This is a genomic window from Wolbachia endosymbiont of Oryzaephilus surinamensis, assembly GCF_025617515.1.
In the GTDB taxonomy this organism is placed as follows: domain Bacteria; phylum Pseudomonadota; class Alphaproteobacteria; order Rickettsiales; family Anaplasmataceae; genus Wolbachia.
Map to the genome: position 1 here is coordinate 472,424 of NZ_CP092526.1, position 15,177 is coordinate 487,600.

The 15,177-nt window shown below is 32.5% G+C and carries 13 protein-coding genes and 1 pseudogene; 8 read left to right on the forward strand and 6 right to left on the reverse strand.

What is annotated here, in order from left to right; all coding sequences use genetic code 11:
- Position 1: 1 nt before the first annotated feature.
- Entirely contained in the window at positions 2-1,555 is a 1,554-nt protein-coding gene (nusA, locus tag MJ631_RS01995) for a transcription termination factor NusA (RefSeq protein WP_010407241.1), read from the reverse strand.
- A gap of 87 nt (positions 1,556-1,642) precedes the next feature.
- The gene (locus MJ631_RS02000) at positions 1,643-4,717 is read right to left on the reverse strand and encodes an efflux RND transporter permease subunit (RefSeq protein WP_214303362.1); all 3,075 of its coding nucleotides are present in this window, start codon (positions 4,715-4,717) and stop codon (positions 1,643-1,645) included.
- A gap of 161 nt (positions 4,718-4,878) precedes the next feature.
- On the opposite strand from MJ631_RS02000, the pseudogene MJ631_RS02005 reads away from it, so the two are divergent.
- A pseudogene (locus tag MJ631_RS02005) lies at positions 4,879-5,528 on the forward strand (hypothetical protein).
- A gap of 3 nt (positions 5,529-5,531) precedes the next feature.
- Here MJ631_RS02005 and MJ631_RS02010 read toward each other — a convergent pair.
- A complete protein-coding gene (locus tag MJ631_RS02010; RefSeq protein ID WP_007302792.1) occupies positions 5,532-6,269 on the reverse strand; it encodes a type I glutamate--ammonia ligase in 738 nt (245 codons plus the stop codon).
- Between the two features lie 325 nt (positions 6,270-6,594).
- Here MJ631_RS02010 and dnaA point away from each other — a divergent pair, with 325 nt between their 5' ends.
- The gene (dnaA, locus tag MJ631_RS02015; RefSeq protein WP_213863681.1) at positions 6,595-7,977 is read left to right on the forward strand and encodes a chromosomal replication initiator protein DnaA; all 1,383 of its coding nucleotides are present in this window, start codon (positions 6,595-6,597) and stop codon (positions 7,975-7,977) included.
- A gap of 157 nt (positions 7,978-8,134) precedes the next feature.
- A complete protein-coding gene (gene secF, locus MJ631_RS02020) occupies positions 8,135-9,010 on the forward strand; it encodes a protein translocase subunit SecF (RefSeq protein ID WP_007302794.1) in 876 nt (291 codons plus the stop codon).
- 5 nt (positions 9,011-9,015) lie between these two features.
- Here the strand turns inward: secF and MJ631_RS02025 are convergent, their stop codons facing one another.
- Positions 9,016-9,540 (reverse strand): TIGR02281 family clan AA aspartic protease, encoded by a 525-nt coding sequence (locus MJ631_RS02025; protein WP_007302795.1) that lies wholly within the window; start codon positions 9,538-9,540, stop codon positions 9,016-9,018.
- Between the two features lie 113 nt (positions 9,541-9,653).
- On the opposite strand from MJ631_RS02025, the gene yidC reads away from it, so the two are divergent.
- Genes yidC through nusB form a run of 3 tightly spaced genes read left to right on the forward strand, consistent with a single transcriptional unit; the run spans position 9,654 to position 12,251 of the window.
- Positions 9,654-11,363: a membrane protein insertase YidC gene (gene yidC / locus MJ631_RS02030; protein ID WP_019236304.1), complete on the forward strand. Its 1,710-nt coding sequence runs from the start codon at positions 9,654-9,656 to the stop codon at positions 11,361-11,363.
- Complete coding sequence (locus MJ631_RS02035; protein ID WP_052264871.1) at positions 11,341-11,769, forward strand: 6,7-dimethyl-8-ribityllumazine synthase; 429 nt, start codon at positions 11,341-11,343, stop codon at positions 11,767-11,769. The genes yidC and MJ631_RS02035 overlap by 23 nt, the downstream gene beginning before the upstream one ends.
- Positions 11,769-12,251 carry a transcription antitermination factor NusB gene (nusB, locus tag MJ631_RS02040; RefSeq protein ID WP_006014794.1) on the forward strand — a complete coding sequence of 161 codons (483 nt, stop codon included), beginning with the start codon at positions 11,769-11,771 and terminating at the stop codon, positions 12,249-12,251. Before MJ631_RS02035 ends, nusB begins: the two co-directional genes overlap by 1 nt.
- Before the next feature lie 99 nt (positions 12,252-12,350).
- Here nusB and MJ631_RS02045 read toward each other — a convergent pair whose 3' ends face one another.
- Both MJ631_RS02045 and dut read right to left on the reverse strand, forming a co-directional pair.
- Complete coding sequence (locus MJ631_RS02045; protein WP_214303363.1) at positions 12,351-13,028, reverse strand: hypothetical protein; 678 nt, start codon at positions 13,026-13,028, stop codon at positions 12,351-12,353.
- A gap of 68 nt (positions 13,029-13,096) precedes the next feature.
- Positions 13,097-13,558 (reverse strand): dUTP diphosphatase, encoded by a 462-nt coding sequence (gene dut / locus MJ631_RS02050; protein WP_007302799.1) that lies wholly within the window; start codon positions 13,556-13,558, stop codon positions 13,097-13,099.
- A 665-nt stretch (positions 13,559-14,223) separates the two neighbouring features.
- On the opposite strand from dut, the gene MJ631_RS02055 reads away from it, so the two are divergent.
- Positions 14,224-14,517 (forward strand): hypothetical protein, encoded by a 294-nt coding sequence (locus MJ631_RS02055; protein WP_214303364.1) that lies wholly within the window; start codon positions 14,224-14,226, stop codon positions 14,515-14,517.
- Between the two features lie 102 nt (positions 14,518-14,619).
- Positions 14,620-15,150 (forward strand): head-tail connector protein, encoded by a 531-nt coding sequence (locus MJ631_RS02060; RefSeq protein ID WP_007302801.1) that lies wholly within the window; start codon positions 14,620-14,622, stop codon positions 15,148-15,150.
- Positions 15,151-15,177: the final 27 nt, after the last annotated feature.

Below are 15,177 nucleotides of genomic sequence, written 5' to 3' on the forward strand. Positions count from 1 at the left end.
TTTATATTAATCCAAGCTTTTTACGTGCTTCTATGATTATTAAATCTGCTGTATCTTTTAGATTGTCTTTATTATTAGTTGAGGAAGAGAGTATGCTACAAAACTCATAATTTGATAAATCTGCTATGTCCTCTAAAGTTTTAATATTATGTTTACTAAGAGCAATTTTATTATCTATTGATAAGGCTAAGTTGATTACATCGTCTTCCATACCTAAATTTTTTAGCTCTTCTATTTTTCTATCATTCTCTGCTTTCAGGTAATTATTTGCTCTATTATGAAGTTCATTTGCAATATCTTCATTGAAGCCCTCTATTGAAGCAAGTTCCTTAATTGAAGTGTTAGATATATCTTCTACACTTGAAAAACCTTCTGTTACCAATAATTGGCCCATAATCTCTTCTAAGTTTAAAGCTTCAGCAAATAAAACTGAACATTGACTAAATTCTTTGTTTCTTCTTTCTGATTCTTGCTGAGTGCTTAATATCTCAATTTTCCATCCAACAAGCTCTGAAGCTAATCTTACATTCTGACCCTTTTTTCCTATAGCTAAACTCAATTGATCTTCAGCAACTATTAACTCTATACAATTTTCATTTTCGTCAATAATGACCTTTGATACTTCTGCAGGAGTAATGGCTTTAATAACAAATTGACCCAAATCTGATGAGTAATGTATGACGTCGATTTTTTCACCGTTTAATTCGTGTATAATAGTTTTTATTCTATCTCCTTTAACTCCAACGCAAGCACCTACTGGATCGATATTCTTATCAGATGAAAAAACAGCAACTTTAGATCTTGAACCAGCGTCTCTAGCTATACCTTTAATTGTTATCAATCCGTCAGCAACTTCTGGTACTTCTTGATTCAACAATGCCTCTAAAAAGCCTTCATGAGTCCTAGAAAGAATGATTTGACGTCCATCGTCAGAGCGCTTAACAGCCTGTATGTAAGCTTTAACCTTATCGCCTTCACGAAATGACTCACCACCAATTAAGTTTCGTAAAGGGAGGTATGCTCCAATTCCGTTTATGTCTATAATAAGATCTGAATATTCTACTTGTTTAACGATGCCATACCTCATTTCTCCTACCTTATCTTTAAATTCCTCATATTGCTTTTTTAACTCTTCATTTTTGATTATTTCAGAAATCTTTTGCTGGGCAATTCTTGCTGAAACAAGATCAGTGTTAAGAGAAATCAACTCACTAATAGTATCTCCAACTTTTGCATCTTCTTTTATTAACTTAGCTTGTGTCAACTTAATTAAGTCACACTCATTTTCATTTGATTCATCATTAATGACTTTTAGTTGTCTATATGAGGTAACTTTGCCTGTGTTTCTATCTATATTAACTACAATTTTACTTTTGCTACCATACTTTTGTTGAGCTACTGCTTCGATAGCACTTTTAAGTGCATTTATTATAATATTAAAATCCAAACCTTTTTGAAGTGAGAGCTCTCCCGCTGTTTTTATTACATCAAGGCTTCCAACTATGTTATTCTTGTTGCTTTTCTGCTTAACACTGCTTTTACGATTAGCAATCATATAAATAAATCCAATTTAATTAGTTATAATTATAGCTTCAACAGGTAAAGAACGCTATCTTAAATGTTAAATGATTGCTAATTTAAGTCAAGTTTTTTCATGTCTTTGTATGATAAGCAATGCCGGAGTAAAGAATAAAGTTAAGACCGTTGCAGCCAATATTCCACTTGCTATGGTTGCTGAAATATCAACCCACCACTGGCTTGATGGAGCATCATATGTGATTTGTAGCGTAAAAAAACTGATATTTAACCTAGTAATCATCGGTATTAAACCAAGAACTGTAGTTGCAACGGTAAGTAGTATTGGCCTGATGCGAGAAATTGAAGCGTTTATTATACATTGCTTAATGTTATTTTTGCGCACCTTAATTTGCTGATGAAAGGCATCAAGCAATAGTATATTATTATTCACTATAATTCCTGCTAAAGCAATTATCCCCACTCCACACATGACAACTACAAAAACTTTCTGAATAAGAAAGAAAATGAAAAATACACATGTTGTTGATAAAAACACTGCTGTCATTACGATAAATGTATAGTATATGTTGTTAAACTGTGCCACTAGCACCAATATCATCAATGTAATTGCTAATATAAAAGCCTTTAATAAAAATGCTCCTGATTTTTGTTGATCTTCCTTATCACCTTTGAAATCAATCTTTACTCCTTTACTACAGTCTTGAGTAATCGAATTTTGAATGAACTTAACTCTTTCATCAACAAGATAGCCAGTATCAACGTCAGCAGAGATTGTTACTGTGCGTGATCCATCAATCCTACTTAGTTTATTTGCCTTTTTTTCGGGAACGTATTTCACTATGCTACTCATAGAATATGGTCCATTTGCTGTATTAATAAAAAGGTTATCTATAGTTTTCATGTTGCGATTCTTTCTGGGAAAGCGTAGTACAATATCAATTTCTTCATCTGCGTTATTTGGTCTATATTTTCCAATTAATACTCCATTTGTAACCATCTTTATAAAATCACCGATGGTTGCAACACTTACTCCAGAGCTTGTAGCCTTACTCTTATCAATATTCATATTCCACTCTATTTCAGGTGCTGATCTACTATCTTGAATATTTATAAATCCAGATGAAGGTTGGTCCATAATTTTTAGGATTTTCTCTGCTACTGAATTCAAGTTGGATGCACTTCCGCTTAAGTTAATTTGTATTGGCTTGTCAGCTGATGGTCCTGACTTTTGTTCCTGTACATCAATTATTACTCCTTTTATGTTTTGTACACTACTCCTTATATCATTTAGTATTTGCGTAGCTTTGCGCCTGCAGCGCCAATCTACAAGTTCCAATTGAATTTTGGCAATAACGTTGTCTGAAAATTTTCCTGATCGAGCATAAAAAACATAAATTTCCTTTTCAACACCCAAAATACGTTCTTCTACTTTCTTAAGTATCAAATCTCGTTCTTTGGCTGATAAGCTTTCTTTTACTTTAACGCTGATTAAAATGTTATCTGAATCTACATTCGGAAAGAACTTTAATCCAGGACCAAAAGTAAAATATAATATACTAGACAAAAATAAAACAAACACAACAACACATACAAATTTTTTGGGGTGATCTAAGACTTTCTCTAACATACGTACATAAGTTCTTATTATAAGCCCAGTATTTTTTACCTCACCACTTTCTATAGCACTCATTCTTATTATTTCTTTTTTTGAAGTTATTGAAGGTTTACCAAATATTGCACCAAGTGTTGGTATAAAAACCAAAGCCATAATTAGCGATCCAGTTAAAGTTAGAATTATTGTAATTGGTATGTACTGCATAAATTTACCGACTGTATCGGGCCAGAGTAACAGAGGGAAAAACACTGCTAATTTAGTCAATGTTGATGATAAAACTGGATAAAACATATCATGAACTGAGGTGCAAAAGGCTTCTACTTTATCCATGCCACAAATCATCTTTCTATCAGCATATTCGCTGATTACAATTGCATCATCAACCAGCATGCCAACTGCCATAATTAAACTGAAGAGCACAACTATATTTAGAGTAATACCCATGAGGTAAAGAGCCATTATTCCTATTAGAAAGGAGCCAGGTATTGATAGTGCAACAAGAATAGCAGCCCTTGTTCCCATAAAGAGCATTATTATGGTTAATATTAGTAATACGGCAAATATTATACCATTTTCCAAGTCGTCAAGCACATCACGTACATTTTTTGACTGGTCATTCAAATAAACTACTTTTAAATTTTCAGGTAATTGATCTTTTGCTTTGTCCATTAAGTATTTTACTTGATTTACCGTGTCTATTATGTTTTTTCCATTACGTTTTGAAATTTCTAGTACAATGCTAGGTAGTCCATTAATACGAGCAAATCCTTGGTGATCCTCAAACCCAAGGTATACTTTTGCTATATCTTTGATTCTCAAAACTGCATCACTTTGAGATCTAATAGGAATATTCATAATATCTTCTATGTCTTTTAATAACCCTGATATTTTAATCGAATATTTACCGGTATCATTTTCTAGTGATCCGGCTCCTACCAATCTGTTGTTGTTTGATATAGCTTGAAATATCTCATTTGATTGAATGTTATATTTTGTTAGAACTGTGGGCTCAATTATAACTTCCACTGTTTCTTTACGCATACCTGCTACTTCAACTTTAAGAACATTTGGCAGAGATTCTATTTCTTTCTTTAGTTTGCGTGCTATTTCAGTTAAAGTTCTTTCCGGCAAATTACCAATCAAGCCAACGTTTAGTATCGGAAATAAGCTCAAGTCTATTTCATTGATTATCGGAGATTCTGCTTCAATAGGTAATTTTGATTTTATGTTTAAAAGCTTTGAACGGACATTATCGAGCACTTCTTTATTATTATACTCTGTTCTAAATTCGATTATCATGTGAGCACCATCATTAGTTGCAAAAGCTCTCAATTCTTTTACACCTTCGATGGATCTTAGTTCATTTTCTATAGGAAGCACTAATAGCTTTTCACTATCCTCGACAGAAATACCAGGAAACCCGACAAATACACTAATTATAGGAATCTGTATATCAGGATTGCTTTCTCTTGGCATCTTTATATAAGTGTATGAGCCGAAGGTAAAAATCACGATAAGCAATAATATTACTGTTCTATTCCTCTCTACAAGTAAGCTTTTCATGCCAAACATTATACGTATTTATATCATATTATAGCTAAGATAAATTATATATTAATTAATCCTCATATAGCTTTATGTAAATGATTAAAATTTTTACAGTTTTGCAAGCGTAAGAAAATTTCTATATAATATGACTTTAGTATGGTATTTGAGGGATTATTGTGGTAGCAGTTTTAAGTGTGATAGAAGGCAAGAATAAAGCGATCGTATCTGGGTTGGTTGGTGTTTCATCAACTTTAGTATTTTTAACAATGATTCACATTGCTGCAAAGATAGCCATTATAGTTACTGCTGCTGCAGTTACTTACGCATTACTTTCATTGCTTAATAAAGCAAGACCTAAGTCTGTTAAAACTGATGATATGTCAGAAGATGAAGGGTATAGCAGTGTTGATGAAGGTGAAGAAAAAGATACCGTAAAAGAACCAAAAAGAACTGAAACTGAGCTAGAAGAAGAATTAAAAAATAAAAGAGCAGAAGAAGAAATGAAAAATGGACTACCTAAACATATGGATTTCAAAGGTAATTCACTTTCTAAAAGTGCTGATACTACAGATAGTCATTTCGTTTCTAGTGCTACAAATATTGTTATGGAACCTTTACCTAAACACATGGATGCACTTGGTAATCCACTTCCTGAGCAGCCACCGAGCAACCTTACCAATATAGGGCTGGATCATCTAAAAGTACGCAGAAACTATCTGCTGCAGACTTGCTATTACAGTATGGGAATGTAAATAATGATGTGAGGAAAGTGCTAGAATGGCCAATTACCTCAAAGGAGTTTAATGGGTTAGGGTTTAACAGGTAGTTGCTATATCAAACTCTCCATCTTATATTGAGGATCAGATGCAATGCCATACACTCTATTTGGCGGAGCAATTTTGTTCTCTATACCAAAAACTATACCTTCAATTATTGCTGTGAGTACTTTTTCAAGGTTACAATCTGCTCCAGGAACACGGTGCTCTAGGCGGCATCTTTTGGAATCGTTGCCAAAATAGGGAATTCTTATCGCAGCAGTTCTGTTATTCACTCCCCAACTAATCGTAGTTGGAGTATGAATATCTGGGTACTGAAATCTTAAATATGAATCATCATTTGGAGCAAAAAACAACATATGTTTTTTCATCATTGCACATAATCCACCTATGCTGTGAATCAGGTGGTCACTATATTTTTGCTTATTGCCATAAAATAAGTTATTATTATTTGAATCCATGAGGCTAACATGTACATTTAGTGCGCTGCCTGCTCTATCCAAATAAGGTTTTGCTTTAAAAGAAACATTACCATCGAACTCTTGTGCTGTTCCAATCAGTAATTTTTTTACTAACTCAAAATGCATAATTAAATTATCAGGACTCGTATAACAATCACTTTTTATCTCGTATTGGTTTAAAGAACTCTCTTTCTCACAAAAAAATCCAAGAGAAGCTATTTTATTTTTGATGCTATTCAGAAATAAATATTCTTTTTTTATTCCCTCAGTGTAAAACTCCAGTTCAATACCGAATACAGTATTATGACTCAAATTACTTAATATAATCACAAATTTACTTCAATAAATTTATACTAAATCAGCTATATTTATGCAAGTACTTTACTTATTTATCAGTAAATTTAATATCTTATTTATACATAATATATTACTATTTTTTAATAACATACTTCTAATCCTCGGTACAAGCGACATTTACAAATTGATTGTTTTTATTTCAAAAAAATGATCAATTTTAGTGCTTTTATACTCTTTACAACTCGTCAAAAAATCCTCATAATTTTAGATATGTATTAAGTAGTTTAGCTTTTTATCTTACAGTAAGCTATTGATTATCTTGCATCTTTCTGATTATTGTTCTTTCTTGGTGTGGTATATGAACTTAACTAACCCTAAGGTTTTTACTATGTTTTTTGATCAGATTATTACAGTAACGGACCACAATGTTACTTGGGAAAAAATCCAAAATTATCTCCATAATCTCTATGGAGAAGCAACATATAACAGCTGGCTGAGTTCACTAAGATTTATCAGCAACAGAAATGGAGAAGTTTTGTTGTCTGTACCAACAAGATTTATAAAGGAGTGGATTACAGTTCACTACATGGAAAAAATATTGTCATTATGGCAAAGCGAAGATCAAAGTGTATGTTCTATTGATATTCAATTAATTGAAGAAAGAAATTCAAATTCTAATACGATACTAAAAAATAGAGAGGAAAATAATCATAATCTTGGTTCACCACTAGATACCAGATTCACTTTTGATAATTTTGTGGTAGGAAAGTCAAATGAGTTAGCATTTACAGCGGCAAAGCGTGTAGCGGAATCTATAGATCCAATATCAGGAAGCAACCCTTTATTTCTATATGGTGGAGTGGGACTTGGTAAAACACATTTAATGCATGCTATAGCTTGGGACATAGTCAATTCTCCGTCAGCAAAAAGAAAAGTGGTATATTTATCAGCAGAGAAATTTATGTATCAATATATTACGGCGCTGCGGAGCAAAGATATTATGTTATTTAAAGAGCAATTTAGATCAGTAGATGTATTGATGGTAGATGATGTGCAATTTATCAGTGGTAAAGATAGTACACAAGAAGAATTTTTTCACACTTTCAATGCATTGATAGACCAAAATAAACAATTGGTTATATCAGCTGATAGGTCTCCTAGTGATCTTGATGGAGTAGAAGAAAGAATAAAATCACGACTTGGTTGGGGATTAGTTGCAGATATTAATGAAACAACTTTTGAATTAAGACTTGGTATATTGCAGGCGAAAGTGGAACGAATGAATATGTATGTTCCAAAGGATGTCCTAGAATTTTTGGCAAGGAATATAAAATCCAATATAAGAGAACTAGAAGGAGCATTAAATAAGGTTGCTCATACCTCTTTAATTGGAAGAAGCATGACAGTAGAATCAGCTAGTGAGACCCTAATTGATCTTCTTAGGTCAAATCATAGGTCAATCACAATAGAAGAAATACAGAAAAAAATAGCTGAATTTTTCAATATAAAGATTGCAGATATGCAATCTAATAGAAGGCTCCGCAGTCTTGCGAGGCCGAGACAAATAGCTATGTATTTCGCAAAGAAGTTTACGCAAAAAAGTTTACCAGATATTGGAAGAAATTTTGGTGGTAGAGATCATGCTACTGTTATACACGCAGTCAAACAAGTGGAAAATTTCATAAGAACTGACCCAAAATTTGCTGATGAAATCAATCGATTAAAAAAGATGTTTAAGTAGCACTTTATTAATGACAACCAGGCTGTTTTCATTTTTTTGATCAAATATCTTGTTCAAGTAGATTAAGTAAATCAAAGATCATTATTAGTATAAGCTAAGAGAAAATAGCTAGTCGATTGCTTAAAAAGTATATAAAATCACAATTTAAGTAGGAAATATGGCAATTAGACTTATTCCAGATAATCTTGATATAAGATTTAGTAAATATAGAAATTTGACAGCACTTGTTAGCGTTATTCTTATCATTTTTTCAATGCTTACTTTTATGCTGCGTGGAATGAATTTGGGTATAGACTTTACAGGTGGAATTTTGATAGAGATAAAATCTTCAAGCAAGGATGATGCTATTCTCGGTATATTAAAAGAGAGTGGATTTACGATACAGAGTTCAAAAGCTGGTGATAACTTAGTTGTGCGGTTTAAAGATGAGGGAGATGAAGATAAAATTAAAAAGGTTAAAAGTATATTAGAAAGCAAATTAGGTAATTTAGTAACTTATCGTAAAATAGATTATGTTGGTCCACAAATAGGCTCAACGCAGATATTTGAAGGGATATCAGCCATGTTAATTGCAATTATTGGAATATTTTTTTATGTTTGGCTTAGATTTAGCTGGCAGTGTGGACTTGGTGGAATAATGGCACTGATCCATGATGTGATTTTAACTCTTGGCTTTATCAGCTTAACGAGTATTGAGTTTAATATTTCATCAGTTGCAGCTCTACTTACCGTGATTGGCTATTCAATCAATAATTCAGTGGTTATATACGATCGGATTCGAGAGTATAAAAAAAATAGAAAAGATGTAGAAATGGATGAAATAGTTGATGCTAGCATTAATTCTACACTATTTCGTACTATGTTAACTTCAGGTACTACTCTTCTTGCTGCTCTTCCTTTAGTGCTGATTTGTACAGGTGTGGTCAGAGACTTCTGCTTAATCATTTCTTTTGGCATTGCAATCGGCACCTGTTCCGCAATATTTATCTCTGCTCCTATATTGACCTGCAGAGCGTTGATAAGTAGAGTATAGAACGTTTAACTACGATATAATATTAGCTTATTATCCCTAATAGTGAAATGAAAATATCTCAAAAAGCTCATACCAAGTAATGAATGGGACATAGAGTGAGTATTAACACTAGCGTGTACATCATTAATTAAAAAATTTCCTATTTTAACTTGAGGGATGTGAACAACACCAGCTTTTATTTGACCTTTTGCAGTTTCATATATTTTAAAGTCTTGAATGTTTTGTAAGTTAATACCAGCATGTAACGCATCTTTTTGCGATAGAACAATATCAGTTGCTCCGGTATCAAGCAAAAACGTTATATTACGATCATTGACTTGAGCTTGAATATAAAAGTGTCCATCGTATGACTTTGTAAATTCAATACTTCCGCCATTTTGAACCCTTCCTTTGTACGGTAGAAAAGTGCTCAGAAACCTATTGCTTAGTTTATCCCCTTGTGAATCAATAAACATTGCAGTAATGACTATTATCAGTAGCCAAATAACTAGATTTTTTGCTGCATTCATATTATTAAAATTTGAAGCCATAAGAGTAAATTTTTAAGATTAGCGTTAAAAGCTATTATTAAAAATAAGTAAATTTTATTGTTTTAGTACAATATTTAATATATACTTTAAGGAGGTATGTTCGATTTAATTTCATGTCAGAAGCAAAAAATTTAATTTTAGCAACAATTCTTTCTATATTGATTATAGTATTATGGCATATTATTTATGATAATTTTCTTAACACGAGCCAAAGCCAACCATCGATTGAAAATATTGAACATATCGAATCTTCTAACGACCTTGCTCCTATGATATACCAAAATCGTTCTGAAATTATTAATTCTACTAGAGAACAGAGAGTTAATTTAACCAATAACATGCTTGAAGGATCAATTTCTCTGAAAGGTGCAAGGTTTGATGACTTAATCTTAACTAACTACCACTTAGAACCGAGTTCTTCTTCTCCACAAGTGGTGTTACTGTCACCTGCAGAATCAAAAGATGTATATTTCGCAGAATTTGGGTGGCTCGATCCGAATGAAAAGATTAAAGTTCCAGATTCTAAAACAGTATGGCAAGCAGATAAACTCAATCAAAAAGAGGTCAATTTATTTTGGGATAATGAAAATGGCATTTTATTTAGAATGAAAATTAGCCTTGACGATAACTACATGTTTAAAGTTGAGCAAATTATTGAAAACAATACAAAAGATAATGTAGTTTTGGTTCCCTATGGTAAAATCAATCGTAAACGTGATAATATTAACGAATCCTATTGGATATCACATGAAGGAGTACTAGGTGCATTTAACAATAAACTAGAGGAGTGGACATATAAGGATATTTCCAAGAAACGTTTAATAAAGGCCAGCACAAGTGAAAAAAGTTGGTTTGGTTTTGCTGATAAATATTGGTTTACAGCTATCATACCTGAAAAATCTGATCAAATAAATGTAAGTATTAAGCATACGAATGTTAATAACATTGATAAGTTTCAAGTAGATTTTGTTAAACCTTACAAACACATACTCCCTGGTGCAAGTGTTTCTACTCTGAACTACTTTTTTGCTGGGGCAAAGAAATTGAATTTACTTGATTCTTATAAAGACACTCTCAATATACCTTTGTTTGATAAGGCTGTAGATTTTGGTGTTCTTTATTTTATAACCAAGCCGGTGTTTTTACTGCTTGAATATTTTAACTTTGTTTTGAAAAATTTTGGCTTAGCAATATTATTGCTAACTTTAGTAATCAAACTTTTGATGCTTCCCTTATCTAATAGATCATATATTTCGATGTTCAAGGTGAAAAGCCTGCAGCCTGAATTAACTCGTATAAAAGAGTTGTACAAAAATGACAGCTTAAAGCAGCACAAAGAGACAATTGCGTTGTTCAAGAGAAACAATGTAAATCCAATGTCGAGCATTTTCCCTATGCTCATACAAATACCAGTATTTTTTGCTCTGTATAAAGTATTATTTGTTACTATAGAGATGAGACACGCCCCTTTTTATTTATGGATTAAGGATCTTTCAGCTTCTGATCCAACAAACATTTTTACATTATTTGGGTTGTTTAATTATAACTTTCCTATTTCTATAGGCATTTTACCTATAATTTTCGGCGCTACCATGATAATTCAGCAGAAGCTAAGTGAGAAAGATCAAACCAGTAAAGATGATATTCAAGTAAATGTTATGAAGTTTTTACCTTACATTTCCGTCTTTATTTTTTCTTCTTTTCCTGCCGGCCTGGTAATATATTGGATATTTAGTAATATTATAACTCTGGTTCAACAATACTTAATAAAGTTCTTCTTAACAAGAAAAGTCGGGATAAATGTCGAAAATACTAATAGTTAATTCAATTTATTATACCGAAATAGCGAACCTTTTGCTTGAAGGTGCAGTCGATAGATTAAAAGAAAGTCATGCAAGCTATGACATAATTGAAGTTCCTGGTGCATTTGAGATACCAGCTACAATTCTCTTTGCAGTAAAAAGCAAGAATGCTAATTATGACGGTTATTTAGCTCTTGGGTGCGTGATTCGCGGTGAAACTGATCATTATAAATACGTTTGTAAAGGAGTAATCGAAGGCTTAAATGAAGTTATTATGCATTATGCAATACCCCTTGGTATGGGCGTAATTACCGCTGACAGCAAAGATAAAGCACTAATTAGAGCTGACAAAAATAAAAAGAACGTTGGTGGCCATGCAGCCTCAACTGTTTTGCATATGATAGATCTACACAATAAATTAAAATAATGGAGGAAAAACCAGTAGATAAAAAGTGGCGCATAAAAAGAAGTACGGCAAGATTTCTTGCTGTACAAATTGCTTATTCAAATATTTTTGTAAGTTACAACAAAAGCACTTTTAAATTGGAAAATTGTGAGCTTAAGGACTACATAAGTACGTTGAAAGATATATTTGAATGTGAAGAATTTGAACATCAGTTCTTAGAAAACTTGTTATGTAAGGTTATAAAAAGCAGTGAAGAATATGATAAAATAATAGAGTCTTATTTACACCCAAGCTGGTCACTTTCACGATTAAATCTTATAAGCTTATCTATTTTGCGTATTGCAGTATGTGAGTTAATTGATTTTGATACACCAGCACCAATTGTTATTAATGAATATACTAACATTGCATCTGATTTACTTGATGCTCCAAACAAAATTGGCTTTATTAATGGGTTGTTAGATAAGGTAAAGGATGCAGTCAGACTAAATAAAAATCCTTAGCAAATTTCTTACAAGTATGTGAATATCTATTTTTTGAGACAGTTTCTACAATAAGTTTAAGTCATTAACACTAAAAAATGAAGGGAAGACTTATTCCTTTTATACTTGGCTGATTAATAATCTTTCTGGCTTTTCGTGTTCAACTTTTGGTGACTTAACAATTGAGCTTGGCACAAATTCGATGGTTAGTTCTTGAACATTATTTTCTTCAACGTTTAAACCTAACGTTTTTAACTCCTGTCCACAATTTATCTGTTCAAATGTACTATCCCCTTTCTTCTTGTATAGCTGATGTATATCAAGGAGTTTAGTGTTGCCAAGCAAGATTGGATCAGGATTACCAATATATCTGATCTGACCATAACTCTCAGCTTTGAATACTTCGCCTTTTGAGTTAGTAAAATCTATAGTATATTCACCATTTTCGTTCTTATAGTTCTTTTCAATAAATTCAAGATCTTTATTTGTTACCTGCAACATCAGGTATCTTTGAGAGCTACCAGCAACAATTCTCGGAGCTTTAAGTTCAGATATTTCATTATTTTTCATGAAGGAATATATTGCTAAACTAATCAGTGCAACAGTAACAAATGCTAAAACACTCATTCCAAGTGGTGTAGCTGCAAAAGCTGCAAGTGGAGCAAGTATATAAGTTGAAGACATCAAATATGGTGATGAAAGTGCTACTGCTGCGCCTATAACATACAGAGAAGTAAGTACTAAAAGTGCAGTATTTGTTTTGTGGAGCTGGCCACGGTGGTTTTTAAAAATTAACATAATTGCCTCATTTAAATTAATTAAAGTTGTATGTAAAGAATTATTATTGTCAACTTATAAACAATAAATTATCTACCACTTGAGCCGAAGCCTCCTTCATTGCGAGCAGTTTCTTTTGCATAGAATTCTTCTATGTTGTTCCAAATTATCTCAGGTACAGGAGTGATAAGAATTTGTGCAATTCTATCTCCTCTTTTTATTTCATATGGCTGATTACTTAGATTGATTAGGCAAACTTTAACTTCACCTCGATAATCGGAGTCTATAGTGCCCGGAGAATTTAAGACAGTGATTCCATGTTTTGCAGCAAGCCCAGAACGTGGGCGAACTTGTCCTTCAAAACCGTTTGGTATTGCAATTACAATGCCAGTTGGAATAAGTAACCTTTCAAGTGGATTTAAAATAACAGAGTCGTCCAATGCAGCATAAAGATCCATGCCAGCACTCTGCATAGTTGCATAACAGGGAAGAGGCAAGCTTTTGCCATGTGATAACTTTTTTATTTCTACTTTAATTTTATCTCTTTGCATTTTTATTCACCAGTTATGAAAATTTGATTGTAGCATGTAAATTATGCCTGTAAAAGATAAGAAAACTACTTGACAAATATTGCCAGCTTTCCTTATTATGACACTAAGGGTATTTATGACTCAAAACTTGTTTTTGACCTGCAGGCTCAATAACAAAAATTCAGTAAAAAACTTAAGGTACTTATTGGCGGATTACATAAAATTATAGCGGCTGCATGTCTTTTTTATTTTTTCTACATTCAGCCAAAACGCGCTTATTTTAAGCGTTAGCACATTATTACAGCGCCAGTTTAAATTATTATAGGGTCAAACTCACTAAGTGGGGATCCTTTTGCCTTTTTTATAATTAGTAAATTTATTAATATTTTTGATTAGTGAGGAGTCCTATAGAGATAGCACTTGATGCTGGAATCCAGCCTTTCTGCAATCTCATCGAAAACGTTGTACCACCTTTCTATGCTAGTTTGCTTGTGAGCAACATGGATCCCAGTGTCTGGGCACTGGGATGACAAAAAAGGGCTACTTGAATGACATACTTGAATTTACGCTATAAAGTGAACCGGTTTGGTGTGCTGCTGTTGTTTGCAGTATTGTAGTGCTAATTTTTTACTTCGGTAGTCTTTTTATTGTCATTATAATTACAAGAATAGTTGAGGCCAATTAATATGAAAACTTTTACGAAAAATTTTAAAGGTAAGGAAAGAAAGCTAGAAGAGTTCAATGAGAAAGTTGAAGACATAGCAGCTGTAGCTCAAGATAAGTTTGCACATGAACTTGAAAATATCGCATATGAAAGTGTGCAGAAATTTCGCAGTCTACTTGCTAAAGAAATAAACTCCACTTTCAATAACATTCATTCTCAGAATGTCAATCTACTAAAATCTGGCTTAGTAAACTTGATCAATAAAAAAGGAGAAACAGCGTTAATACGTTCTCTTCTCAATATACTTGTACGATAGAGTTGCTGCTGCAATTTAATATTAAGTGATAACTAAAATAAGTAAGATTTTTTATGGATAAGTCTTACTTATTTTAGCTATATATAGAAAAGGAGGGTTGTTATGTCAACAAGACTAAAGTATCCAATTATAAATATACAACGTAAGTCTAAGCCTAAATCTTTTCCAGTAACTTTAGGAGAGGTTAAATCTTTTTTACGAATTGAAAATGATCAAGATGATAAGTTGATTTCAAGTTTTATTTTTATGGCAACTGATTATGCTCAGTGGCATATGGAAAAGTCTCTAGTAAAGCAAACGTGGCAAGTTTCATATGAAGGTTATATACCTCGTAGAATCTATTTAAGCTATGGTCCTGTGAATAAAATAATATTGGCTACTGATAAGAATAGAAAACTTAGTTATTATTTTAGTGATATAGGAAGCTATATTGAATTTTTCAATTATTTGAACATAATAAGGGCTGATGTTGTATATGAAGCTGGTTATGATAGTGTTCCTGAGCAAATAAAGCTAGGTATTATACAGCATGTTTCTGCTCTCTATAAAAATCGTGAATCAGAAGTAAGTAGCCATTTATCTGAGGTAAAGAAGGTGTATTCTCCATTTCGCGAACCAAAGGTTGTTTTGTAGTTCCTGTTTGTCATTCAATAGCAGATA